At 57.2% G+C, this 24,937-nt stretch carries 17 protein-coding genes; 3 read left to right on the forward strand and 14 right to left on the reverse strand.

Annotation, left to right across the window (positions count from 1 at the left end; translation table 11 throughout):
• Window positions 1–32: 32 nt before the first annotated feature.
• From recD to rppH, 12 genes are all read right to left on the reverse strand, one after another.
• Window positions 33–1,853: an exodeoxyribonuclease V subunit alpha gene (gene recD, locus ACHH0Z_RS09745; RefSeq protein ID WP_045407105.1), complete on the reverse strand. Its 1,821-nt coding sequence runs from the start codon at window positions 1,851–1,853 to the stop codon at window positions 33–35.
• Window positions 1,850–5,392 carry an exodeoxyribonuclease V subunit beta gene (gene recB, locus ACHH0Z_RS09750; protein ID WP_045407107.1) on the reverse strand — a complete coding sequence of 1,181 codons (3,543 nt, stop codon included), beginning with the start codon at window positions 5,390–5,392 and terminating at the stop codon, window positions 1,850–1,852. The genes recD and recB overlap by 4 nt, the downstream gene beginning before the upstream one ends.
• Entirely contained in the window at window positions 5,389–8,271 is a 2,883-nt protein-coding gene (gene ptrA / locus ACHH0Z_RS09755; RefSeq protein ID WP_045407110.1) for a pitrilysin, read from the reverse strand. Before ptrA ends, recB begins: the two co-directional genes overlap by 4 nt.
• 139 nt (window positions 8,272–8,410) lie before the next feature.
• A complete protein-coding gene (gene recC / locus ACHH0Z_RS09760; protein ID WP_045407112.1) occupies window positions 8,411–11,785 on the reverse strand; it encodes an exodeoxyribonuclease V subunit gamma in 3,375 nt (1,124 codons plus the stop codon).
• Between the two features lie 12 nt (window positions 11,786–11,797).
• Window positions 11,798–12,121, reverse strand: coding sequence for a prepilin-type N-terminal cleavage/methylation domain-containing protein (locus ACHH0Z_RS09765; protein ID WP_045407114.1), 324 nt, complete (start codon window positions 12,119–12,121; stop codon window positions 11,798–11,800).
• A complete protein-coding gene (locus tag ACHH0Z_RS09770) occupies window positions 12,106–12,507 on the reverse strand; it encodes a DUF2509 family protein (RefSeq protein ID WP_045407117.1) in 402 nt (133 codons plus the stop codon). Before ACHH0Z_RS09770 ends, ACHH0Z_RS09765 begins: the two co-directional genes overlap by 16 nt.
• Window positions 12,504–13,064 (reverse strand): prepilin peptidase-dependent protein, encoded by a 561-nt coding sequence (locus tag ACHH0Z_RS09775; protein ID WP_045407119.1) that lies wholly within the window; start codon window positions 13,062–13,064, stop codon window positions 12,504–12,506. The genes ACHH0Z_RS09770 and ACHH0Z_RS09775 overlap by 4 nt, the downstream gene beginning before the upstream one ends.
• Complete coding sequence (locus ACHH0Z_RS09780) at window positions 13,055–13,519, reverse strand: prepilin peptidase-dependent protein (protein ID WP_025912413.1); 465 nt, start codon at window positions 13,517–13,519, stop codon at window positions 13,055–13,057. The genes ACHH0Z_RS09775 and ACHH0Z_RS09780 overlap by 10 nt, the downstream gene beginning before the upstream one ends.
• Before the next feature lie 184 nt (window positions 13,520–13,703).
• The gene (gene thyA / locus ACHH0Z_RS09785) at window positions 13,704–14,498 is read right to left on the reverse strand and encodes a thymidylate synthase (RefSeq protein ID WP_021242014.1); all 795 of its coding nucleotides are present in this window, start codon (window positions 14,496–14,498) and stop codon (window positions 13,704–13,706) included.
• 6 nt (window positions 14,499–14,504) lie between these two features.
• Window positions 14,505–15,380, reverse strand: coding sequence for a prolipoprotein diacylglyceryl transferase (lgt, locus tag ACHH0Z_RS09790; RefSeq protein ID WP_008499664.1), 876 nt, complete (start codon window positions 15,378–15,380; stop codon window positions 14,505–14,507).
• A 192-nt stretch (window positions 15,381–15,572) separates the two neighbouring features.
• The gene (ptsP, locus tag ACHH0Z_RS09795) at window positions 15,573–17,819 is read right to left on the reverse strand and encodes a phosphoenolpyruvate--protein phosphotransferase (RefSeq protein ID WP_008499665.1); all 2,247 of its coding nucleotides are present in this window, start codon (window positions 17,817–17,819) and stop codon (window positions 15,573–15,575) included.
• A gap of 12 nt (window positions 17,820–17,831) precedes the next feature.
• Entirely contained in the window at window positions 17,832–18,362 is a 531-nt protein-coding gene (rppH, locus tag ACHH0Z_RS09800; protein ID WP_013098553.1) for an RNA pyrophosphohydrolase, read from the reverse strand.
• A 683-nt stretch (window positions 18,363–19,045) separates the two neighbouring features.
• Here rppH and mutH point away from each other — a divergent pair.
• The 3 genes from mutH to ACHH0Z_RS09815 all read left to right on the forward strand — a co-directional run bounded on the left by mutH (window position 19,046) and on the right by ACHH0Z_RS09815 (window position 21,257).
• Window positions 19,046–19,738: a DNA mismatch repair endonuclease MutH gene (gene mutH / locus ACHH0Z_RS09805; RefSeq protein WP_045407121.1), complete on the forward strand. Its 693-nt coding sequence runs from the start codon at window positions 19,046–19,048 to the stop codon at window positions 19,736–19,738.
• 128 nt (window positions 19,739–19,866) lie between these two features.
• A complete protein-coding gene (locus ACHH0Z_RS09810; RefSeq protein WP_008499668.1) occupies window positions 19,867–20,085 on the forward strand; it encodes a YgdI/YgdR family lipoprotein in 219 nt (72 codons plus the stop codon).
• Window positions 20,086–20,216: 131 nt separating this feature from the next.
• Entirely contained in the window at window positions 20,217–21,257 is a 1,041-nt protein-coding gene (locus ACHH0Z_RS09815) for an NADP(H)-dependent aldo-keto reductase (protein ID WP_021242016.1), read from the forward strand.
• Between the two features lie 92 nt (window positions 21,258–21,349).
• On the opposite strand, the gene lplT is transcribed toward ACHH0Z_RS09815, so the two are convergent.
• The gene (gene lplT, locus ACHH0Z_RS09820; RefSeq protein WP_045353476.1) at window positions 21,350–22,543 is read right to left on the reverse strand and encodes a lysophospholipid transporter LplT; all 1,194 of its coding nucleotides are present in this window, start codon (window positions 22,541–22,543) and stop codon (window positions 21,350–21,352) included.
• Window positions 22,536–24,695 (reverse strand): bifunctional acyl-ACP--phospholipid O-acyltransferase/long-chain-fatty-acid--ACP ligase, encoded by a 2,160-nt coding sequence (gene aas, locus ACHH0Z_RS09825; protein ID WP_045407123.1) that lies wholly within the window; start codon window positions 24,693–24,695, stop codon window positions 22,536–22,538. The genes lplT and aas overlap by 8 nt, the downstream gene beginning before the upstream one ends.
• Window positions 24,696–24,937 lie beyond the last annotated feature (242 nt).

The raw sequence follows: 24,937 nt of genomic DNA on the forward strand, positions 1-24,937 counted from the left end.
CGACGCCCTCACCGTGCGGCGAGGGCGTTCGTTCAGAGGGACTCAAATATCGCGCCCAGCCCGCTTCGGCGTTCCGTGCGGGTGGCAATCGCCTGCACCAGCACGCGTTCATCGGTATACAGCGACAGGCGCTGACGCGCGCGCGTAATGGCGGTATAGATCAGCTCGCGGGTAATGACGGGGGAAAGCTGCGTGGGCAGGACCAGCGCCGCGTGGTTAAACTCGGAGCCCTGGGATTTATGCACCGTCATCGCCCAGGCGGTTTCATGCTCGGGCAAACGGCTGGGCTGGAAAGACTTCACGCTCCCGTCCGGCATCTGGAACCAGACGCGCAGCCCCTGGCCGCAGTCGAGCGCAATCCCGATATCCCCGTTAAACAACCCCAGCGCGCTGTCGTTGCGGGAAATCATCACCGGCCGCCCTTCATACCAGCGCGAGTGCGGGGTGCGGTTTATTTTACGCTTTTGCACCAGCAGCTGTTCCAGCCTGTCGTTCAGGCCCCGGACACCAAAGGGACCTTCCCTCAGCGCACAGAGCAGCTGATATTCACCAAATGCGGCAATGACCTGCTCCGGCGGACGCTGCTGTTGTACGCCCGTCAGAAAGTGCTGATACCCCTGCAGGGCATCATCCAGCATCGCCTGATACTCTTCCCCGGTCTGCAGCGATTTTTTCTCAATATCCGTAAAGGTGCCGTCAAACACCGCAGTGGTTGTGCGCCGGTCGCCCCGGTTCACGGCCGCCGCAAGCTGGCCGATACCGGAATCGCTGCCGAAGCGGTAGCTTTTCTGCAGCAGACACAGGCTGTCGCGCAGCGCCCCTGCAAGCGAATGGTTTTCAGAGGTGAGCGAGCATCCGGTGAGACGGGCTAATTCCTGAGCGCGTTCTGCGGTATATCCCAGGCTGGCATAGGTGCAGATATCGCCCAGCACAGCCCCCGCCTCCACGGAGGCAAGCTGGTCGCGATCGCCCAGGAAAATAACGCGCGCGTGCGGCGGTAGGGCATCAATCAAACGCGACATCATCGTCAGGTCAATCATCGACGCCTCATCCACCACCAGCACATCCAGGTGCAGGGGATTACCGGCATGGTAGCGCAAACGCTGGCTGCCGGGCTGAGCGCCAAGCAAACGGTGTAGCGTGCTGGCTTCGTTGGGGAAAAGCGCAAGCTGCTCCCCGGTAAGCGGCAGCTTTTGCAGCGCGCCGCCTAACGATTCCGTGAGACGCGCCGCGGCTTTACCGGTGGGGGCCGCCAGGCGAATACGGCACTTTTGCTCACCCGAGAGCTGAATTAGCGCGGCAAGCAGTTTTGCCACGGTGGTCGTTTTCCCGGTGCCCGGTCCGCCTGAAATCACCGAGATCCGACGCGTTAAGGCCACGGCTGCCGCCACTTTCTGCCAGTCTGTCGCCTCGTCAGAGGAAAACAGTGCATCCAGCGTTTGCCGGAGCTGCGTTTCATCGCAGGGAAGCGGGGCGTTGGTCTCGCTGAAGAAGCGCGCCACCGTCAGTTCGTTACGCCACAGCCGGTTAAGATACAAACGCTCGCCGACCAGAATCATTGGCGTCCCGGTATCGGCTCCGCTCACGGCTGGCGAACCGCGTAGTATCGCCTGCCAGTCCACGGCGTCACCCAGCAGCGCGAAACACGCCTGTAAAGCCGGAGGCATTTTCTCATCCACCGCCAGACGCGACAGCGGCAGGCATACGTGCCCCTCCCCCGCATCTTTGCTCAGAATCGCGGCGGCAAGCATGACGGCAGGCTCCTCGCCTGCCACCATCATGGCAAACTGCACGTCCAGGTGGCGAAGTAATCGTTGTTCAACCGCGTCCAGCAGTAGCGCCTGCATCGTCATGCCATCTCCTCCGTGCCTGCGGCAAACAGGTTATCCATTTTTTCAATCAGTTCCGCAGCCGGACGCGTGCTAAAGACGCCGGAACGCGGGTCGTTAGCATCCACGCCGCGCAGGAACAGGTAAATCACGCCACCAAAATGCGCGTCGTAACGGTAATCGGCAATACGATGGCGCAGGTAACGGTGCAGCGCCAGGGTATAAAGCTGGTACTGCAGATCGTAGCGATGCAGTTGCATAGCCGACGCCATCGCCTGTTGGGTATAGGCTTCGCTGTTTTCACCCAGCCAGTTCGACTTGTAATCCAGCAGGTAGTAGCGCCCGTCGTGGCGGAAAACCAGGTCGATAAAGCCTTTTAGCATTCCTTGCACCTGGCGGAAGTTCAGCGGCGGGCACCCGGCGGACAGCGGATCGTACTCGCGGATCAGCGCATCAAGCGCCTCGGCCCTGAGCGGGCTGGCGATGGGGAGGTAAAACTCCATCTCCACCTGCTTATCTTTGGTGGTCAACTGGCTAAGCGAGATCCCCTGGGCCGTGAGCGGGGCGTGCAGAACCGCGCGGATCCATTCAGTAAGAACCGGCTGCCATTGCGCGTCGTAACCACCGCTCTGTAGCATCTTCAGCACCCACGCTTCGGAAACCGGCTGGGTAAAATCCAGCTCTTCAAACAGGCTGTGTAAAAACGTGCCCGGCGAGGCGCCGCGCGGGAACTGGTGCGGCGTCAGCACCGGCTCAGCGGGTACGCTACCGGCGCCTGCGGCATCCACGTCCAGTTTTGGCATCAGATCCTGCGCAATACTCTGCCCGTGCTGCTGTAAGCCAGAGTAGCTGGTAACGCGCCAGTCGTCGGCAATCGTACGTACCACCTGACGGGCATGGAGATCTGACTCGTGCGGCTCCGGCATGTGCCAGCGGCTGTTGTCGGGCAGCGAAGGAATATGCAGGGCAACATGCTCAGAGCAAAGGGATTCGATGCACTGGCGCAGGCCCGCCGCGTCTTTGGGTTCACCCTGCTGAATAAGCCGCCCCAGCGCGCTCAGATGAAAATCGCTCTCCCCGCTCTTTTCGCCCCGACGCCGGAACAGCGGCGCAACGCCCAGGCTGCAGTGCCAGACCGAGCGGGTTAGCGCCACGTAGAGCAGGCGTAAATCTTCCGCCAGACGTTCGGCCTCTGCCAGCTCAACGCTGGACTCCGCGTTGCTGAGATCGAGCACCGCCTCAAAAGACTCGCGATCGTGGTAAAAAGCCTGATCCTGCACGCGGTAATTGGCGATAAACGGCAGCCAGACCAGCGGATATTCCAGGCCTTTCGACTTGTGGATGGTGACGATCTGCACCAGATGTTTATCACTCTCGAGGCGCATCTGCTGGCTGGAGGAATTGCTGTTCGGATCGGCAATCTGCTGCGCCAGCCAGCGCACCAGGGCGTGCTCGCTCTCCAGCTGCGTACCCGCTTCCTGCAAGAGTTCGCTGATGTGCAAAATATCGGTTAGCCGCCGCTCCCCGCCTGCGGTAGCCAGCATATTCTCGGCAATGTGCCGCTGAGCCATGAGCTCGCGCACCATCGCCATCACGCCGCGCTTCTGCCATCTTTCCCGGTAGTGGACAAACTCTTCCACCACCGCATCCCACGCGGCTTCGTCATTGTTGAGCGAATCAATATCGCGCGCGTTCAGTCCGAGCATCGCGCTGGCTAATGCGCTGCGCAATGTACTTTCCCGCTCCGGGGCAAGCACGGCCTGCAGCAGCCATAACATCTCCTGCGCCTCCAGCGTTTCAAAGACGCTGTCGCGGTTCGAGAGGTAGACGGAGGGGATATTCAGTAACGTCAGGGCGTCGCGGATGAATGCGGCCTCCTGACGGCTGCGCACCAGCACCGTAATATCTGATGCCTTTACCGGGGTGGGGTTATCCCCCTTCCACAGCAGCGCCTCGCCTCGCGCTCCCGCACTGAGCCAGTCACGGATTTGCGCAGCACAGTGCTGGGCCATGGCATTTTGATAGTCGGCAACGCCGCAGCCTTCCCCATCCAGCAGCCAGAAGTTCATGGCAGGCTGCGTCACGCCGTTAAACTCGAAGCGCAACGAGGCGTTTTTCGGGGCAAATTTTACCGGCTGAAACGGGATCTCCCGGAACATAAACGCCGTTTCCATGCGGCTAAACAGCGCGTTGACGCTTTCCACCATGCCGGGAGAGGAGCGCCAGTTGGTATCGAGCGTGTAGTGCGCGGCAACCTCGCTGCGGGCCTTCATATAGGTGAAAATATCCGCACCGCGGAAGGCGTAGATGGCCTGTTTCGGATCGCCGATTAACAGCAGCGCGGTGTCGGGCTGCTGGCGCCAGATACGGCGGAAAATGCGGTACTGCTGAGGGTCGGTGTCCTGGAATTCGTCTATCATCGCCACCGGGAAGCGGGTGCGAATCGCGGCGGCAAGCGCTTCGCCATTTTCACTGCACAGCGCCGCATCCAGGCGGCTCAGCATATCGTCGAACCCCAGCTCGCCACGGCGGCGCTTTTCGCGCGCCACGGCTTCACGAATTTCCGTCATGGCGCGAGCGATCATCAGATCGTTGAGCGTAAGGGGCTCCGCCAGCAGGGTTTCAATCGCCACAAACAGGGGATGCTCAGGCACAATGCCGTCGGCTTTTGTCCGCTCAGCCAGGAAACGTTGGGAGAATTTCTCCAGCGCGTCCGGGAGCTGGTAGCCCCGCGTCTCTTCCTGCGCCCAGGCGCTGACCTTGTCGATCCATTTTCCCTGATTGCCGCGGTTGAACTTGCGACGGTCAATCCCGGAATTTTCGATAATGGCGTCAATCTCGCCGACTGACTCCATCCACTTTTGCTTGATGTCTGCAATTTTCGCGATGATTTTTTCATGCCGCGAGGCCAGGGTTTCATCTGCCGGCGGCGGGGATTTGATGACCGGCGCTTCCCCCTGTAGATAACGATCGATCGCGCGCAGCAGCGCCTCCGGGCCTTTCCAGAGCGCGTGTACCGCTTCGGCAATATCGCGCTGTAAGGGGTAGCAGTGGCGACGCCAGAAATCCGCGCAGGCCTGATAGCGAAGCACGGACTCATCTTCAATGAGCTGCTGTTCGAACAGCATACCGGACTCGAACGCGTTCAGGCTCAGCATGCGCTGGCAAAAACCGTGAATGGTAAAGACGGACGCTTCGTCCATCTGCCGTTCAGCGAGCAGCAGCCACTGGGCTGCCTGCTGCTTATCGGCAATCTCTTCCAGAAGGCTGGCGTAGAGGGGGTTATCCGTGCTCTGACGCAGACAGGCGATGCGCAGCTCGTGGATATTGGTACGAATACGGCCCCGCAGCTCTGCGGTAGCGGCCTCGGTGAAGGTGACCACCAGCAGCTCTTCCACGCTCAAAGGACGTGGAAAAGCGGCGTTGCCGCCAAGGCCTAACAGCAGGCGCAGATAGAGGGCGGCAATGGTGAAGGTTTTTCCCGTTCCCGCTGAGGCTTCAATCAATCGTTCACCCTGCAGAGGTAAACGTAAGGGATCAAGGGACTCAGCGGTATCGGTCATTCTTTCTTACTCCAGGGCATAGATTGCTGCAGCGCGCTGACGCTCTTCCAGACTTTCCAGCCTTTCGGGTTCACGTACTCCGTTTTCCCGTTCTGGCTACCGGAAACCTGAGACAGGATGGTGATTCCCTGCGGCTTAATGACCGCCTGATGGAAGAAGTCGGCGACCTTCTGCGGCGTCAGCTGTTTTATCTCGGCCACTACTTTATCACGCGAATCAAATTTCAGATTACCGCGATCGAAATCTTTGCTCAGCTGCGAGGCTTCTTCACCCAGCGTCTGCGGCGGCTGCATCACCTGCGCGATGACGGCCTGCTGGATCTGGGCAAACTCTTCCGGCTTCATGGCACGCAGTTTTGCTTCCACCTGCGGGAAGAAGGCCTGGTAACGCTGCCAGAGATACGCCGGTTGTTTATCGCTGCTTTGCAGCAGGAAACCCAGCCCCCACTGACGACCGACGTTCATGGAAAAGGCAAACACCGCGTAGCCAAGCTGCTCCTCTGTGCGTAACTGGTTATAGAACCACGGCTGAATAATCTGTCCCAGCACGGCGCTCTGCGCTGAACTGGCGAATTCATCGTAGCCCGTTGGCACAAAGACCGCGGCCAGCGCGGAATCCGTGCTGTTACCCGCTTTTTCAAAGATCACATTCTGCTTTTTCTCAACCAGCACGTCCTGGTTGCGGCACCACTCGTCGCCTTTAGAGCCGAGCTGAGTGCGCACATTCTCCGCCAGGGTTTTGGCCTGCTCCTCACTCATGTTGCCAACGATCAGGAACTCCGGACGCGTGTTGGTTTTCAGCGCATCGCGGTACGCCAGCACGTCTTTTAAGGAGATGGAAGGCAGCAGCGCGCGGCGCTCCTCACGCTGGAAATAAGGAACCTGAGACAGCATTTGCGCTGGCATAAGCGCCAGATCGTAAGCCTTGCCCTTCTCGGCAGAATCCATCATCTGGGCATACCAGGATTTAGCCTGCTCAAGCTGCTCTTCCGTCGGCGTGTAGCTGAAGTAGCCCTCCAGCAGGGCCTGGAACAGCTGAGGCAAGCGCTGGGTATAGCCGTTTGCATTAAGCATCAAACCGTTATTGGCGTTGGTGGAGAAGCTGATCCCGCCCACGGCGGCCTGGTTGCTGAGCTGATCGAGCGCGATACCGGCGAGATAGTCATTGAGCGCGAACATCACCTGATTTTTGGCGCTGTTCATGGCTTTCGGGTTACGCAGCACCACGCTGACATCGGCCTTTGGCTCGCTGGCGAAATAGCGGCTTGGGGTGTACACGACGCGCAGCGTGGGCTCATCGATGATGAGTTCCGGATGCGGGTACGCTTTCGTCGTTTTGATCAGCGAGAAGTCATCCGGAATGTAGGGGTTCAGCTCCGGCAGCTTCAACGCAATCTCACCGGCCTTCTTCTGCCAGTCGGCGAAGGTCTGGGCGCTGATTTTATCCACCTGATAAGGGGCATCGACAAAGTACGCCGTCTTGTTATGCGGTTCGTTCGGGCTGATGTACCAGATGCGGGCATTCTCCGGCGTCATCATCGCCAGGCGGGCTTTTACCGCCCCGGCATCATACCGGTCGGCAATATTCACCGCGTCGAGGGTATGTTCCACCGGCACGCGGATCATGGTGTCCGCCAGCCACTCCACATAATCCATGTCGCGGGTGATGGACGGGTAGCGGAAATCGAGATCCAGCACGTGCGCGAGTTCATCAAAATAGCGCTTATCGACGCCTTTCTCACGCAGTAAGGAGAGGTAGCTAAAGATAGCAGCTACGACTTCATCACGGTTGGCCTGTCCTTTGTCAGTCAGGGTCGCGGAGATCGCCAGCACGCCGCTATTGCCGTTCACAACCGGATCGGAGTCGGCGCGAATGCCTTCCGCCAGCCCCTGCTTTTGCAGCCAGTCAGACAGCGTACCCGGGCTACGATTACCAATCAGATAGGTGACCAGCTCATCGGTTTTACTGCGGAACTGTGCCGTGTTGTTATCAATGCGGAATTCCACGCGCAGCACTTTGCGCGGCATGGCAGGAACGTAGTGGATCACGATGCCTTTTTGCGCGTCAGTGACCACCGGAACGGTTATTTGCGGCAGGTCGATATTTTTATTCGGCACCCGGCCAAAGGTTTTGGCCGCCATGGCTGCCAACTCCGGCAACGGTTTATTGCTGTAGATGACCGCTTTCATCAGGTTGGCGGAGTAGTATTGATCGCGAAACGCGTGCAGGGCATCCAGCACCGGGCTGTTCGGTTTGTCGCTCAAGGTTTCCAGATTACCACCGGAGAAGCGCGAACCCGGGTGCGCAGGGTTGATGGTTTCGGCGCTGACCTGCGCCATGCGCATACCGTCTCGCGTGCGGGCCATGGTCAGCTCGGCATTCACCGCATTACGTTCACGATCGGCGTATTTTTTATCCAGCAACGGCGCGGCGATGGAATCGGCAAGGCGATCGACAGCCCCTTCCAGCGCATCATTTTCGACTTCGAGATAAAAGGCCGTGCGGTACGGTGCCGTACTGGCATTGTGGCTGCCGCCATGCATCTTCAGAAATTCGGACAGGCTATCTGGCTGCGGGTATTTTTTTGACCCCATCAGCGTCATATGTTCCAGATAGTGTGCAAGCCCAGGATGAGCGTCAGGATCTTCCAGCGACCCAACCGGCACCACTAATGCCGACAGGGATTTCACCGCCTGCGGGTCGGAAACCAGCAGCACGGTCATCCCGTTATCAAGGCGAATAGCCTGATATTGACGGGTATCTTTTTCGCTCTTACGGATAGTTTCCTGAACGGGTTGCCAACCGGAGTCTGCGTGAGTGACGGGCGCCCAAAGGGCAATAAACAAAACAAACGCTTTAAACAAGGTGCTGCCTGGCATTACGACCTCTTTATCACGGCTACATCATTAACAAACTGCGTGCTGGACACGCCAACATCTCTTTCTTTGGGTACATCAGTCCGTGATAAGAAGTGCATCATAAATGAACACCTTTATCTGCGCAATTTTTATACAGCACTCAGGACTGATTAAATCTAAACAACGGCAACAGGTAGCGCTGCGCCTCTTCCGTGATAGCCTCAAAGTACTCTGGCTCGAGCGCTCGCCACAAACGCTGATACCAGACATCCTCACCTTCACCCCGCACCATCATGTTTCCTTCATAGGCCTGCATAAACTTACTGCGCGCTTTCTGGAGCGAAACCTCATCCGTTAACATCGCATCATTCTGCGCGTCATAACAGGCTTTTATCCAGGCGCCGCCACTTTCCGGTAGTAACAGGAGCGGTTTGTTCATTCCCTGACGGTAGCCTTCAATGTACAAAGAGAGATACCCTAACGCCTGCTCGGATTCCATCGGCGGGAAGCGCCATTCGCCCTCTTTGCGCACGAAAATGCGGCTTTCGCCTTTATGCCCACCCGCACTGTAGACAAGATGTTCCAGCCAGAGTTGCAATCCTTGCGAAACGCTTAGCATTGAGGGCCGCCAGCGCAGCAGCCCATCCGGCTGTACCTGGGTTAACCAGCCCGTGAGCTGTACCCCGTTGCAGTTGAGATCAATTTCAATACTTTTCCCCGGCTGTCGGCACGCTCTTACGCGCTCTGCCAGAGCGGTCATCTCCTGGCACTGCGCCTCCCAGACGATCTCCCCGAACGCTCCGTAGGGCAGCTGACCCGCAGCACGGTAGCGACGGTAAAGTTTGTCCGCATCTTCCTCTTCAACCAGCGCATTCAGCAGCTGCAGGTTTAACTGGTAGCGCTCCAGACCTTCCAGCGTAAACGGTTCTGCATCAGGAATTTCACTCTCTTCAGAGCGGAAGTTGACCTGCAGTCGCTGCTGGAAGAAGGCGCGCACCGGATGTGCCCAAAACCGCTGAAGCTGCTCGAAGGTCAGGGTGTCGATGGGGCGCGGGTCAAGTTCCTGAATGAAATCAGTATGCGCATTCCCCTCTTTTTTCGCCGCCGGTAACCACTCATGGGCATAGCTCTGGCGCTCGCCGGCAATATAGTTCACCGGGTCAAACGGCATGCGGCTGTGGGAACAGGTGATATGGGCTTTCACCCTCTGCCCGCTTTCATCACAGTTGCGCTCTTCATCTCCCGGCAGGTAGTGGCTCTGGCCGATATAGTCCACCAGCTCCTGCACCAGTACGGAGGGGAAACGCTCGCTGTTGTCCTGAATAGAACGGCCGATATAGCTGATATAGAGCTTGCTCTGAGCAGAAATGAGCGCTTCAAGGAAGAGGTAGCGGTCATCATCGCGGCGGCTACGATCGCCCCGTTTTGGGTTTGCGCTCATTAAATCGAACCCCAGCGGCGGCAGCGCGCGCGGATACACACCGTCGTTCATGCCAAGCAGGCAGACCACCCTGAACGGGATAGAACGCATGGGCATCAGGGTGCAGATATTGACAGGCCCCGCCAGGAAACGCTGGCTGATTCGCTCCTGGTCAAGCCGCTGCGTCAGCTCATCACGCAACAGCGACAGCGGGATGGCCTCGTGGTAGTGGGAATTCACGCCTTCGTCGATGATAGCCTGCCACTGGGTTTCAATGAGCGCCATCGCCGCTTCGGTGTCATTGTCCGGCAGGAAGAAATCATTGAGTAACGCCCTGCAGACCGGGAGCCATTCTTCAAGTGGACGCGGCTGCAACAGCGCATATCGCCAGCGGTTAAGCTGCATTAATAGCGATGCTAAATGCCCCACCAGTTCAGCAATTAACCCGCTGGACTCATCGTAAGGCAGCACCTCATTCCACTCGCCCTGGCTGCTTTCCATGGCGTAGCCCAACAGCATACGCGTCAGGCCAAATCGCCAGGTGTGCTGTCCGGTTGCGGGAAGCTCGAACTCCTGAACGTTATCGTCATCGATCCCCCAGCGCACGCCAGACTCATTCACCCACTGACGAAGGTAGCGCAGACCCTCTTCATTAATGTTGAAGCGTGCGGCCAGCACGGGAACATCCAGCAACGCCAGGACATCTTCGGAGATAAATCGGCTATCCGGCAGTGAAAGCAGAGTGATAAACGCCTGCAATACCGGATGCGACTGGCGGGCACGACGGTCAGATATCGCGTAAGGCAGGTACCGTTCCCCCGTCGCGCTGCCAAAGACGGCCTGAATAAAGGGACTGTAGGTGTCGATATCCGCCACCATCACCACGATATCGCGTGGCGTCAGATCGGGATCCTCCTGCAGCATCGCCAGCAGTTGGTCGTGAAGCACTTCGACCTCACGCTGTGGGCTGTGGCAAACGTGGATCGTGACGCTGCGATCGTCAGGATCCAGTTTTCGCTTATTGTCGCTGCGTTCGAACTCGTTCGCCGTCACGCCCATGACGGCGCGGTTTTCCAGATCCAGAATATCTAACTGAATATTATGCAGCAGGCAGTCCGGGGCGATCTCAACAAAGGCATCCACGTCACCTTCACCTGAGGAAGTGATGTCTGAAAGCATGTGAATGTAGTCACGCCCCAGCTTCCCCCACGAGGCAAGCAGCGGATTGGGCAGGTTCTGGATACCGTCTTCATCGAAAAGCTGCCCGGCCGTCGAGCCGTCTTTAAACAGCGGGATGGACCGTTCTTCAAAAAGGCGCTTTCTTTGGCGAGTTACCAGCCGTGCAAGCCAGCGTTCGTCGAGAATATCCCCCCAATACTGTCGGCAAGGGTTGGTAAACAAAATATGAATATCAATATGTTTACCCAGCGCATTCAGCGCCTTCAGATAGACAGGGGGTAATGCGGATATTCCGCAGATAAAAACGCGTGACGGCAGTCGGGCCGGGCGTTCCGACGCATTTTCAAGTATCGAAATAAACCGATCGTAGAGATTGGCACGGTGCCACTTAGGCTGGCCCAGTTTCTCGGTATGCTCCACCAGCGCTTTCCACAGCGGGGCCTGCCATATTTGCGCCTCCGGCAGGCCTTCAACCAACTCGCCCGCTTCCCAACGAATTAACCAGTCGGAGCGGTAAACAAGGTATTGGTCGTAGAGATCGGCAGTGCGCGATGCCAGCTGGAACAGCTTGCGCTTGTCGGTATCGTCATTGAGGTAGTGGCGCAGCATGGCAAATTCATCGTGCTGCAGCATTTCCGGCAGCAGCGCCATCAGCTTCCAGCTCATGGCCTGCTTGTTGAAGGCGCTCTGCTCCGGGATATCCGGCAACACGCGGACAAACATCTCCCAGATGAAGCTCGCAGGCAGCGGGAAATCAATATTCGCGGCAATGCCAAACTTGCGGGAAAGCGACATTTGCAGCCACTGCGCCATACCGGTGCTCTGCACCAGCACCATTTCAGGCTCAAAAGGATCGTCAAGCCGCTCGCGCTCAACGATAAACTCCATCAGTGCTTCCAGCACATCCAGACGATTTGAGTGGTAGACCCTTAACATAGACGCTCCCGACTACTGGCTAACCGGGCAATGCAGACGCGTTAACTCACCGCGCCGACCCAGAGGAGAAATAAGTGTAACCGTGATGCTGACACATCCTGCGAGCGTTGTCTGCCCCCGACTGGCCTGCCAGCCTGCCGGGAGAACATTTGTTGAGAGCTGAGACTGGTTCCAGGCATGGTGCCAGAGCTGGCGATACTGATTAAACACGGTGAACCGCGCCGCCAGCGCCCGGTGATACCCCGACAGTGCCGTCACGACCACCACCAGCAGCATCATCGCCAGCAGGACCTCAACCATGCTAAACCCTTTTTCTGTGCTCACGGCAGTTGACATAACGCACTCTCCTTAAGGGGGCAAAAATCGCTCCAGCCGTGAGGCGAAAAGCGCACTATCCCGTCGACGATCTCTCCCCTGCGCCAGAGCAGCAGGTCGTTGCCGCCGGCTATCAGTAGTACCCGCGCCTCGCTCAGCTGACGCAAACACACCCGCCATGCCGATGTCGTTTTGCACTGGACTGGTGGCGCTGACGCCCAGGGCTGAACACGTCCCCACTCAAGCGCGGACTGAACCGCCGCCTGCTGCTGAAGCGAGCGGCTCTCACCGCCAACGAGCGCACTGAACGTTATGACCTGCTGATTGAGTCCCGTCAGGATCAAAGTACCGAGCACCAGTAAAAGCAGAACCAGCGCCAGCGAAGATATGCCGCGTTGACGATTCACAGGTTGTACCCCGTGACCGTATACAACGCCTGCCAGGGTTCCCCTTTTTCATCTTTACGCCTCGCGGCCAGTTCGATATTCAGCTCTGGCGCAAAACCGGCATGTTCGACTCTCCTCACCACAAAGTGTGCTATCGTAAGCCTGTCCGGGTCCGTGAGCTTTTCCCACCCTTTTCCTTCACACGACGTCGCGCCACGTAGGGTTTCCAGCGCCCCCGATTCCAGACGAAAACCGGTGCTGTCATTTTCTGATGCGCTGCTATCCCAGTAGCCGTTACTGTTGGCATCCCACCGCGCAATGATGCAGCGCCCCTGCCTGCCGATCGTCAGCGCCTGTCCCTGGCAATTTCCCGCGCAGTACCCCGCACGCTGAAGCTGTTTGCCGAGGGCGAACAGGCGTTGCCAGACCTCTTCTTCCAGCTCTCGCTGGGCAGATTGCAGTAATACCGCCCGCTGCAATCCGGGTAAAAAGCGCGATGCACTTATCAATAACAGGCTGCTGATGGCCGTAGCAATCAGCACTTCGGTAAGCGAAAAGCCGCCCTGTCTCATCGACATTGTCCTCCCTCGGAGACCTTACACATCCTGATGCGCCCTCCGTCTGAAACGATAATCAGCCAGTCTCCGGCACGACTTTGAACGCGTATCCGCCCTGCCCATGCCGTATCCCGTAATCCATAGAACCCCAGCGACGGCGTGACCTCGCCGATCGCGACCTCAGGCCAGAGGGGGAGCAGCACAAAGGGGCTGTCCTTCTCACAGCCCTGCACGGCAGAGCTCACCAGACAGTCCCTGTCGCCAACCCGCTGACGGGTGATTTGATGGTCGCGGTTGTGGCGGTTGGCATGGTTGCGCAGAAACAGCAGGTAATCTCGCACCTGACTGGCGGTTTGCCACAGCCGCTGATGCCGTTGCCAGCTGTCCCAGCCGTACAGACCTGAAGCGCTGAGGATGACGACAAGCGAAACGGCGACCAGCGTTTCGATAAGCGTAAAACCGTTCTCTTTTTTCATACCGGGAGTGTGGCGAAGCGCCGTGAACATGACGAGCATCGGATTATCGTTTTACGAGGCGTCATCCGCAGCATTAGGAGGGTTGCAGCGCGTTGCACGCTTTCTGGATAGCGCTTCGGGAAACGGGAGAAAGGCGAAAAAAAACCGGCGCTAAACAGCACCGGTTGTGTCAGGCTTTACGGCATCAGATAGCGACAGGCGCTTTGATGCCCGGATGGGGGTCGTAGCCCTCAATCTCGAAATCTTCAAAGCGGTAGTCGAAGATGGATGCCGGTTTGCGTTTGATGATCAGCTTCGGCAGCGCACGCGGTTCGCGGGTTAGCTGGAGATGCGTCTGTTCCATATGGTTGCTGTAGAGATGGGTATCCCCACCGGTCCAGACGAAATCGCCCACTTCCAGGTCGCACTGCTGCGCCATCATGTGAACTAACAGCGCATAGCTGGCAATGTTAAACGGCAGACCGAGGAACACGTCACAGGAGCGCTGGTAGAGCTGGCAGGAGAGCTTTCCATCCGCCACGTAGAACTGGAAGAACGCGTGGCACGGCGCCAGCGCCATTTTATCCAGCTCGCCGACGTTCCAGGCGGAAACGATGATGCGGCGCGAGTCCGGATCGTTTTTCAGCTGGTTCATCACGGTGGTGATCTGGTCAATATGGCGGCCATCAGGCGTTGGCCATGCGCGCCACTGCTTGCCATAAACGGGGCCCAGGTTGCCGTTCTCGTCTGCCCATTCGTCCCAGATGGAGACGTTATTTTCGTGCAGATACGCAACGTTAGTATCGCCTTGCAGGAACCAGAGCAGTTCATGAATGATCGAGCGCACGTGGCAGCGCTTTGTCGTCACCAGCGGGAAGCCTTCTTGCAGGTTGAAGCGCATCTGGTGGCCAAAAATGGAGAGCGTACCGGTACCGGTGCGGTCATTTTTCGGCGTGCCCTCATCGAGCACTTTTTTCATCAGTTCAAGATACTGTTTCATGGTTCCTCAGGAAAGTTGTTGCTGTGGACGACGACGATACGCCCAAATCATCATAATGGCACCCGCGACAATCATCGGAATGGAGAGGATCTGCCCCATGCTGATGTACTGTACCCACTCGCCGGTAAACTGTGCGTCCGGCTGGCGGAAGAACTCGACGATAATACGGAATGCACCGTAGCCGATCAGGAACAGGCCGGAGACAGCCCCCATCGGGCGCGGTTTGCGGATAAACAGGTTGAGGATGATAAACAGCACCACGCCTTCCAGCGCCAGCTCGTACAGCTGGGACATATGGCGCGGCAGCACGCCGTAGGTATCGAAAATGGACTGCCACTCAGGGTGCGACGGCAGCAGCGCCATGTCTTCCGCGCGCGAGCCCGGGAACAGCATGGTAAAGGAAACGCTCGGGTCGACACGCCCCCACAGCTCACCGTTGATGAAGTTGCCCAGACGGCCTGCCCCGAGACCAAACGGGATCAGCGGCGCGATGAAATCTGACACCTGGAAGAAGTTGCGTTTGGTGCGTTTGGCAAAAATCACCATCACCAGGATCACCCCAATCAGGCCGCCGTGGAAGGACATGCCGCCGTCCCAGACGCGGAACAGATAGAGAGGGTCATTCAGGAATACCGGGAAGTTATAGAACAGCACATACCCAATTCGGCCCCCCAGGAACACGCCGAGGAAGCCCGCATACAGCAGGTTTTCAACTTCGTTTTTAGTCCAGCCGCTGCCAGGACGGCTGGCGCGACGGCCAGCGAGCCACATGGCAAAAATGAAGCCCACCAGGTACATCAGACCGTACCAGTGAAGCGAAACAGGTCCTACTGAGAAAATGACCGGATCAAATTCCGGAAAATGCAGATAACCACTGTTCATCTGTCACCACAAGATGTTGTTATTCCGCTGAAAGTGGACAGCGGTAGAAATGCGATTCTGCCGTAAGCAGAGGCTCCAAAGTTGCGAATCATAGCACAAGGCGGGCGCGGAGGATGCGCCCGAGATGTAAAAGATGTGTATAGGGTTTTATGCGCGCTGGTGCCCTCTCCCACAGAGAGAGGGAGAAAGGCTTTAGCGGCCGCCGCGGATCAGGCCGCCCATACCGCGTCGCTCCATAAACGCCGCGACCTGGTGGCGAACCTCAGCAGCCAGCTGCGCCTCAAGGCTACGTTCTGCCAGTTCGCGGGCATCATTGATGTCAATATGCCGCAACAGATACTTCACGCGGGCAACAGCGCGACCGTTCATCGACAGATGGCGATATCCCAGACCAATCAGGATCGCAACGCACATGGAGTCCCCGGCCATTTCACCGCACAGGCGTAAATCAATGCCGTACTGCTCCGCTTCACGGGCAATCATCGCTAAGGCGCGAATGATCGCCGGATGCAGGCTGTCATAGATACTGGCGACGCGGGTGTTGTTACGGTCGACGGCCAGAATATATTGCGTCAGGTCGTTCGTGCCGACAGAGATAAAATCAACCCGGTTCGCCAGCTGCGGCAGCATAAAGACCATAGACGGCACTTCAAGCATGACGCCGATCCGCGGTTTCGGAATCGCATAACCGATCATCTCTTCCACTTCACGGCCTGCACGTTCGATCAACCGACGCGCTTCGTCGATCTCGTCGATGCTGGTGACCATCGGCAGCAGGATGCTGAGATTGCCCGTCGCCGCGTTGGCGCGGAGCATCGCGCGCACCTGGATCAGGAAGATCTCAGGCTGGTCGAGCGTAATGCGGATCCCACGCCAGCCCAGGCACGGGTTTTCTTCGCTGATCGGCATATAGGGCAGCTGTTTATCCGCCCCGACGTCCAGGGTTCGCAGGGTGACAGGTTTGTCGTTAAACATTTGCAGCATGCCCTGATACTGCGCCACCTGCTCCTCTTCAGAGGGGAAACCGCTTTGCAGCATGAACGGGATTTCAGTGCGGTACAGGCCAATGCCGTCGATGCGGCTGCCCAGCTTCTCTTCATGCTCAGGGCTTAAACCGGCGTTGAGCATGACTTTGATCCGCTCACCGCTCTTAAGCTGGGCGGGCAGGTTAACGTCATCTTCCGCCAGCTTGCTTAATTCATTCTCTTCGCTGATAAGACGCTGGTATTCCTGGAGCAGAACCGGCTCAGGATCGACCAGTAGCTCACCGCGATAGCCGTCGACCACCAGCGTACGGCGATGAAGCACCGACGGCTGAATGTCCGCCCCCATAACGGTAGGGATACCCAGCGCGCGCACCATAATGGCGGCGTGCGAGTTGGCGGCACCATCGCGCACCACCACACCGGCCAGCCTGTCCTGCGGCAGTTCAGCCAGCGTCGTTGCTGAGAGTTCATCGGCGACCAGAACAAACCGTTTTGGCCAGGCGTTCGGCCCCTGAATGGTGTCATCAAGATGGAACAGCAGGCGCTGCCCCAGGGCGCGCAGATCGCCTGCGCGCTCTTTCAGGTAACCGTCGGTCAGTGCCGCAAATTGATCGGCAAATTTTTCGATGACCTTCTTAACCGCCCACTCCGCGACCGAGCCTTTATCCACTTCCGCAAAAAGCTCACGGCGCAGGCGCGCATCGGAAAGCAGGTGCGAATAGAGGTCAAAGATGGCCGCCGTCTCTTTTTGCGCGCCTGCGGCAAAGCGCTTGCTGTAGCGACGAAATTCATTCGCGGCCTCTTCCAGCGCGGCGGTAAGACGCTCGCGCTCCAGCGCTTCATCAAGCGTTGAGGCTTCGTAAACCTGCTCCATGAGCGGCAGCGTGGCATCCATCCAGCCTTCAGCAATCGCCACGCCTGGCGAGGCCGGAAGGGCACGAATGCGCGTATGGCGATACTGGCCAAAGAGCGCGGCAAGCTGAGACTGGGAGAGGATCGCCGCCATCTGCGTGGCCAGCGTGACGAGGAATGACTCCTCGCTTTCGTCGTACTGACGTAGCTCACGCTGCTGGACAACCAGCACGCCGAGCAGCTGGCGACGCTGGATAATCGGCACGCCAAGGAAAGCGCGGAAGCGCTCTTCTTTTACGGAAGGAATGTATTTAAAGCTGGGGTGTTTTTGCGCGTCAGCAAGGTTAATGGGTTCAGCCAGTCGCCCAACCAGACCCACGATACCCTCATCAAATGCGAGCGTTACGGTGCGTCCACGCGGTTTTTTCAAACCACGGGTCGCCATCAGGTAATAGCAGCGCCGATCGTGGTCGGCCAGATACACCGAACAGACCTCGGTCTCCATCGCAAGACAGATGTCGGTGACCAGAATATTCAGCGCCTCGTTCAGACGCGGCGCGCTGGCCACCTTCTCGACTATTTCTCGCAAGCGGGTGAGCATGATTTGCGTAGCTTAACCTCTTTTACGTCGCCAGGCAGGTGCGCTCTGCGGCTTAGGCGGGATCTCCTGAAGCTGCATCACCACACTTGCAAACTCTTTCATCACCCTACGGTAAACATCGCGCTTAAATGACACGACCTGACGAACAGGATACCAATAGCTCACCCAGCGCCAGCCATCGAACTCCGGCGTACTGCTGGTTTGCATATTGATGTCTGAATCGTTGCCCACCAACTGCAACAGAAACCACTTCTGTTTCTGGCCGATACAAACCGGCTTTGTGTCCCAACGCACCAAACGTTTCGGTAACTTGTAACGCAACCAGTTGCGGGTCGAAGCCAGGATGCGAACATCTTTTCGGCTCAAACCGACCTCTTCAAAAAGCTCCCGGTACATCGCTTGTTCTGGGGACTCTCCAGGATTGATCCCGCCTTGCGGGAACTGCCAGGAGTGCTGACCATATCGACGGGCCCACATCACCTGGCCCTGACGATTACAAATTACTATTCCTACGTTTGGGCGGTAGCCATCGTCATCAATCACCGGACTACCCCAAACTAAACCTTATATATGAATGATTGTTTCACACTACAGGGAGGCGGTAAACCACTCTCTTACAGGCCTGCAACCTAATAACAATTGAATAACTCACAAATATGTGCGGAGTTATAAACAGAAGTGAGACAGCAAAGGGAATTTTATTCACCTTTTCTGTGGATATAGTTGTGAAGAAGTGTCTGATTACCGATGAACAACCTCAAGCGCCGCGAAAGACCCTTTTATACCCCACCGCATTAATATGATTATTTTCATAGTGTTATACGTATTTACATAAACAAAAAACTGATTAGCGTGACGATCGTCACATCAGGGATCGTCGCACTGATGAAAGATCGAACAGCGTCGGTTTTATCCACAGATTGTGCCAATAACTTAGTCACAATTTGTTTGAAAATTCGATTTTCATCGCACGTCAAGGCTGTAAATGGAAACAGTAGTCAGGGTTATGCCCAGTTATCCCATTTTTCTGTGGATAACATGGTGTAAGATCCTGTTCATTGTCAGTGACCAGATTTGAACAACCGGTTTTCTCACCCAGGTGGAACGATTTCAGACCAATAAAAAATCCTATAAATCATAGAGATGTCATATTGGTACAGAAATAGTTAAACTCTATCCACAGGGGACAATTTCTTCGTTTATTTTTTAATCAAAAGGTTACCGTCATGCACCCGCTTACACCCTTGCTCTCACCACCGTCCAGCGAGAGCCAGTTGCTACTGCAGGCACAGCGTCTGGCTGGCTTTTCGCTTGGCGAGCTGGCGGCAATGGCCGGGCTTCCGATCCCAAAGGATCTGAAGCGGGATAAAGGCTGGATCGGTATGCTGCTGGAGCTGTGGCTGGGTGCCAGCGCAGGGAGCAAACCCGAGCAGGATTTTGCAGCCCTTGGCGTGGAGTTAAAAACCATCCCAGTAGACCGCCAGGGCAAGCCGCTTGAGACCACCTTCGTCTGCGTTGCGCCATTAACCGGCAATACCGGCGTAACCTGGGAAACCAGCCACGTTCGCCACAAGCTGAAGCGCGTATTGTGGGTACCGGTTGAGGGTGAGCGTCAGATCCCCCTGGCTGACCGTCGCGTCGGCGCGCCGCTGCTCTGGAGCCCTGACGAGGGTGAGGAGCATCAGCTGCGTCTGGACTGGGAGGAGCTAATGGACATGATTGTGCTTGGGCAGGTAGAGCGTATCACCGCCCGACACGGAGAAGTATTACAGCTGCGTCCGAAAGCGGCCAACAGTAAAGCACTTACCGAGGCAATCGGCGCGCAGGGCGAGCCTATCCTGACGTTGCCGCGCGGTTTTTATCTCAAAAAGAATTTCACCGGTGCACTACTCGCACGTCATTTCCTGTTGAAAACATAGTTTTTTACTTATTTTGAGAGCTCTCGAACATAATCGACTGCTTTTTAAGATTTTACCGCTTCCTCAAGTCGCCATATCGGGTTAATACTAGATTATGATTTGATACAAGCCAGATGAGGACGATAACGATGAAAAAATGGGCAGTGTTAGTGTCAGCAGTCGGTTTAGCGTTTGCTGTATCGGGCTGTAGCAGCGATTACGTCATGGCGACAAAAGATGGTCGAATGATCCTGACCGACGGTAAACCCGAAGTCGACGATGATACCGGTCTGGTCAGCTACCGCGACCAGGAAGGCAATAAAATGCAGATCAATCGCGACGAAGTCTCGCAAATTATCGAGCGATAAACAGAGAGAGGTCAGTCGCTTGCTGGCCTTTTTGATTTTTTTCTTCCCCTTTTGCTTCCCCTCTGCCATGTTTATATTCCTTTGTCGGGCACGGCCTGACGCGGTCTATAAGTCTACTGAGGAAGCCGGCTATGCATTATCACCGTATCCCCCACAGCGCACTGGAAATTAGCCAACTGGGGTTGGGCACGATGACATTTGGTGAACAAAACAGCGAAGCCGATGCCCATGCACAACTCGATTACGCCGTCAGCCAGGGCATTAACCTGATTGATGTCGCAGAGATGTACCCTGTACCGCCACGTCCTGAGACGCAGGGACTGACCGAAACCTACGTCGGTAACTGGCTGGCAAAACGCGGCAACCGTGAAAAGCTGGTGATTGCCTCCAAAGTCAGTGGCCCCGCGCGCAACAACGATACCGGGATCCGCCCGAACCAGATCCTCGATCGCAAAAATATCCGCGCCGCGCTGGACGCCAGCCTCAAGCGCCTGCAAACCGACTATCTCGACCTCTACCAGGTGCACTGGCCGCAGCGGCCAACCAACTGCTTTGGTAAGCTCGGCTACAGCTGGAATGAGAGCGCCCCCACCGTGACGCTGCTGGAAACGCTGGAAGCGCTGACCGAATGCCAGCGTGCGGGAAAAATCCGCTACATTGGCGTGTCTAACGAAACGGCCTTTGGGGTCATGCGCTATCTGCACCTGGCGGATAAGCACGATCTGCCGCGTATCGTGACTATCCAGAACCCGTACAGCCTGCTTAACCGCAGCTATGAAGTGGGTCTGGCCGAAGTGACGCAGTATGAAGAGGTGGAACTGCTCGCCTACTCCTGTCTCGGCTTCGGCACGCTGACGGGGAAATACCTGAACGGTGCGAAACCGGCCGGTGCGCGTAATACCCTCTTTAGCCGCTTTACCCGCTACAGCGGCGAGCAGACGCAGAAAGCCGTTGCCGCCTATGTGGATATCGCGAAGCGTCACGGTCTTGACCCTGCGCAGATGGCGCTGGCCTTCGTGCGTCGTCAGCCGTTTGTTGCCAGTACCCTGCTGGGCGCAACCACGATGGAACAGCTGAAAACCAATATTGAGAGTTTCCATCTGAACCTGAGTGAAGAGGTGCTAGCGGAGATTGAAGCGGTGCATCAGGTTTATACTTATCCTGCACCGTAGCCTGATACTTTTGCCCGGTGGCGCGACGCTTACCGGGCCTGCAGGTGCTCAAACCCAGGCCGGGTAAGGCGAAGCCGCCACCCGGCTATATATCAACGGCGACGTTGCCAGAGCCATAATGCAGCAATCGCAATCGCAAACAGCCCGCCAAACCCGACGCCAATCCCCACCACCGGCACACCCACTTTTACCGCGAGCGAGTAGAGTCCCAGCATTAACAGCATCGCCAGGTTTTCACCCAGATTTTGTACCGCGATGGCATTCCCCGCCCCGACGGTCTGCTTGCCCCGCTCCTGCAGTAACGCGTTCAGCGGCACCACGAAGAAGCCCCCCAGAATACCAATCAGGATCAGGAGGACATACGCAGGCAATAACGCATGCTGCAGCGAGAAGATAAGCACCACGACGCCAATCAGGATCCCTGCTGGCATGCAGCGTGCAACCGTCTCAAGCGTCACCAGCTTCGCTGCCGCACCTGCCCCCACAACAATGCCGATGGCCACCATCGCATTAAGATAGGTCGGCGTCGCGTTGTCAGTAATCCCCAGCGCCACGGGCACCCACAGCACCAGCAGGAAGCGCAGCGTAACGCCCGCGCCCCAGAACATACTGGTCCCCATCAGGGAGAAACGCGTTTCACCGTTACGCCACAGCACGCGGCAGGCAGTAAAGAAGCTGCCGGTCATTGGTTTAACGCGCCAGGACTGGCCCGGGCGAGCCACCGGCAGCTTCGGAATAAACAGGTTCGCCACGACCGCCCCGCCATACACCACCGCACACACGCCCAGTGCCGCCAGCACATGCCAGTCGGCCAGCACGCCGCCCGCGACGGATCCGAGCAGAATAGCGGCAATGGTCGACGATTCCATCAGGCCGTTGGCTTTCACCAGCTTATCCCCGGTGGTCAGCTCTCCGAGGATGCCGTACTTCGCCGGCGAGTAAGCGGCGGCCCCAATGCCCACCAGCGTATAGCCAATAAACGGATTGAAGCCAAAGCAAATGCTGGCCGCCCCCAGCAGCTTGAGGCCGTTGGCAAACATCATCACCCGGCCTTTCGGGAAGCTGTCCGCCACCTGTCCCACAAACGGAGCAAAGATAATGTAAGCGCCCACAAACACCATCTGCAGGATCGGCTGACTCCAGTCGGGGTAAAACTCGGCTTTCAGCAGCGCCAGCGTGGCAAACAGCAGCGCGTTATCACCGAACGCAGAGAGAAACTGCGCGGCGATGACGGCCATCATGCCTTTCGACCTGAGGGATGTGTTAGTGTGTACTGACTCACGCATTTTGCTGTTCCGCCTCTTCAACCATGCCTTTCAGGGTCACGAAATCGGGCTTCCCGCTGCCCAGCACCGGGAGCTGTTTCAGGTAGCGAATATCGCGCGGCACGGCCAGTTCAGGAATACCGTGTTCGCGTGCATAGCTCAGTAATCTGTCGCGCTTAAGCTCACTGTCGGTCGTAAACAGTACCAGCGCCTCACCTTTGCTGGCATCGCTCTTCACGACGGTGGCGTGCATCTTCTCGGCGGACACGGCCGTCGCCAGCTGCTCCACCATTTCCAGAGAGACCATTTCGCCAGCGATTTTGGCGAAGCGTTTCGCGCGTCCCTGAATCTGTACAAAGCCCTGCTCATCGAAACGGACGATATCACCGGTGTCGTACCAGCCGGTTTCAACCTCGCCGTTGACGTTCTCCGCCGTCGGCGCTTCCAGCACGCCCGGATTTTCCACGCGCAGATACCCGTTCATCACGTTTGGCCCTTTCAGCTGCAGACGGCCGCCGTCCTCTATGCCCGGCACCGCCAGCAGACGCGCGTCCATCCCCGGCAGAATGCGGCCAACCGTTCCCGGTTTCGCCGCCATCGGCACGTTAATCGAGACCACGGGCGCACATTCGGTCACGCCATAGCCTTCGAGAATGCGCAGGCCAAACTTATCCTGCCAGATCTGACGCGTGCTCTCCTGCAGTTTTTCCGCACCGGCCACCACGTACCGCACGCGATAGAAGTCATACGGATTGGCGAAACGCGCATAGTTCCCCAGGAAGGTAGAGGTCCCGAACAGCACGGTGCAGTTACGGTCATACACCAGCTCCGGCACGATGCGGTAATGCAGCGGGCTTGGGTAAAGGAACACTTCTGCACCGGTCAGGAGCGGCGTGAACAGCCCCACCGTCAGGCCAAAGGAGTGGAACAGCGGCAGCGCCGACATAAAGCGGTCGTTCGCGGTAAAGTCGGCAATGCTTTTGATCTGCTCAACGTTTGCCAGAATGCTCTTGTGGCTGTGGACGACGCCTTTCGGGTTGCCCTCCGATCCCGACGTGAAGAGGATAATCGCGTCATCTTCCGGCTGCTGTTTGACCTGGGCCAGACGCGGCATCAGCAGATGCGCAAAAATCCACAGCTTGTCGCCGGTGGTCACGTCCGCTTTCAGATCTTCCAGGAAGACCCAGCGCACCTGAGTGAGCTGCTCGGGAAGATGCCAGAGCTTGCCTTTGTCCAGGAACTGGCGGGAGGTGAATATGGTATTGATTTGCGCAGCGGTTATCGCGCTGGTCAGTCCCTTCACGCCCGCCGTGTAGTTCATCATCGCCGGAATTCGGCCCCGGGAAACCGCGCCGAAAATCACCGCCGCGCTGATGCCCGCGTTAGGCAGCATCAGTCCAATCTTTTCGCCCTTTTTGCTGTACTTCTCAAGAATACGGCCCACAAACAGGGTTTTGGTCAGCAGCTTGCGATAGGTATCCGGGGTAAAGTTGATGTCTTCGATGCAGTTTTTCTTCGCGCCATAGCGGTACTGCGCGGAAAGCAGGGATTCGTAGAGCGTTTCGCGCGGGCGCACGGCCATACGCGCTTCCATCATGATCTGATGCAGCATTTCCCCGGCGATTTTACGGCGATCGCGGGCACGCGGCGCGTCGGGCATCGGTAATGACGTTGGCGGCAGGATATGCAGCGTGATTTTGGGGAACAGACGCTGCTTCACCAGCCCCTTCAGACGGCTGAAATGGGTCAGCTCCGCGCCTTCAATACGCAGCGGCACCACGGTCGCTTTTGACTTCGCCGCAACAAACCCCGCGCCGTCGTAGATTTTCATCAGCGAACCGGTCACGGAGATCCGTCCTTCAGGGAAAATGACCACCGGGCGCCCCTGCTCGACCAGACGTACCAGATGCTTAATCATCATCGGCTTTGTCGGGTCGAGCGGCACAAAATCAATCAGCGGCGAGAGCCAGCGCATGTACCACTGCTGGCTGATGGAGGTATACACCGCAAACACCGGACGCACGGGCAAAAACAGCGCCAGCAGGATGCCGTCTATAAAGGAAACATGGTTTGGTGTGATCAAAACGCGTTCGCCGCTAAGCGCCCGGGTGTCGCCAGTAATGCGGATGCGAAAAATAATACGGAAAAGCGTACGGAAGAACCCAAATAGCATCTCAACTCCCTTTGCCAGCCAGTGTGGAGGGTTATTAGTAAATGGTGGCAGATTACACGAGAAGTGATAAGGGAGCGACAGCAAAAGTGGAGGCGAAAAAAAACCTGCGCATCCGCGCAGGTTGGTGCAAGAGATGAGTACGAAACCGTACTAAGAATTCTCACCAATCAATACCTCTGGGATCTCAACTGTATCAACCTCTTTAACGCCCTTGCTATCGGACAATCGCAACAGCCTGAGGC

It is taken from the genome of Enterobacter cloacae complex sp. 2024EL-00227 (assembly GCF_043945315.1).
In the GTDB taxonomy this organism is placed as follows: domain Bacteria; phylum Pseudomonadota; class Gammaproteobacteria; order Enterobacterales; family Enterobacteriaceae; genus Enterobacter; species Enterobacter roggenkampii.

Bases quoted from the DNA above. Each gene is read 5' to 3' on its own strand.
- ptrA (WP_045407110.1), bottom strand. From the start codon at position 8,271: ATGCCAGGCAGCACCTTGTTTAAAGCGTTTGTTTTGTTTATTGCCCTT.
- recC (WP_045407112.1), bottom strand. From the start codon at position 11,785: ATGTTAAGGGTCTACCACTCAAATCGTCTGGATGTGCTGGAAGCACTG.
- aas (WP_045407123.1), bottom strand. From the start codon at position 24,695: ATGCTATTTGGGTTCTTCCGTACGCTTTTCCGTATTATTTTTCGCATC.
- lplT (WP_045353476.1), bottom strand. From the start codon at position 22,543: ATGCGTGAGTCAGTACACACTAACACATCCCTCAGGTCGAAAGGCATG.
- ACHH0Z_RS09815 (WP_021242016.1), top strand. From the start codon at position 20,217: ATGCATTATCACCGTATCCCCCACAGCGCACTGGAAATTAGCCAACTG.
- recD (WP_045407105.1), bottom strand. From the start codon at position 1,853: ATGACGATGCAGGCGCTACTGCTGGACGCGGTTGAACAACGATTACTT.
- mutH (WP_045407121.1), top strand. From the start codon at position 19,046: ATGCACCCGCTTACACCCTTGCTCTCACCACCGTCCAGCGAGAGCCAG.
- lgt (WP_008499664.1), bottom strand. From the start codon at position 15,380: ATGAACAGTGGTTATCTGCATTTTCCGGAATTTGATCCGGTCATTTTC.
- thyA (WP_021242014.1), bottom strand. From the start codon at position 14,498: ATGAAACAGTATCTTGAACTGATGAAAAAAGTGCTCGATGAGGGCACG.
- ACHH0Z_RS09765 (WP_045407114.1), bottom strand. From the start codon at position 12,121: ATGTCAACTGCCGTGAGCACAGAAAAAGGGTTTAGCATGGTTGAGGTC.
- ACHH0Z_RS09810 (WP_008499668.1), top strand. From the start codon at position 19,867: ATGAAAAAATGGGCAGTGTTAGTGTCAGCAGTCGGTTTAGCGTTTGCT.
- ACHH0Z_RS09775 (WP_045407119.1), bottom strand. From the start codon at position 13,064: ATGTCGATGAGACAGGGCGGCTTTTCGCTTACCGAAGTGCTGATTGCT.
- recB (WP_045407107.1), bottom strand. From the start codon at position 5,392: ATGACCGATACCGCTGAGTCCCTTGATCCCTTACGTTTACCTCTGCAG.
- ptsP (WP_008499665.1), bottom strand. From the start codon at position 17,819: ATGCTCACCCGCTTGCGAGAAATAGTCGAGAAGGTGGCCAGCGCGCCG.
- ACHH0Z_RS09780 (WP_025912413.1), bottom strand. From the start codon at position 13,519: ATGAAAAAAGAGAACGGTTTTACGCTTATCGAAACGCTGGTCGCCGTT.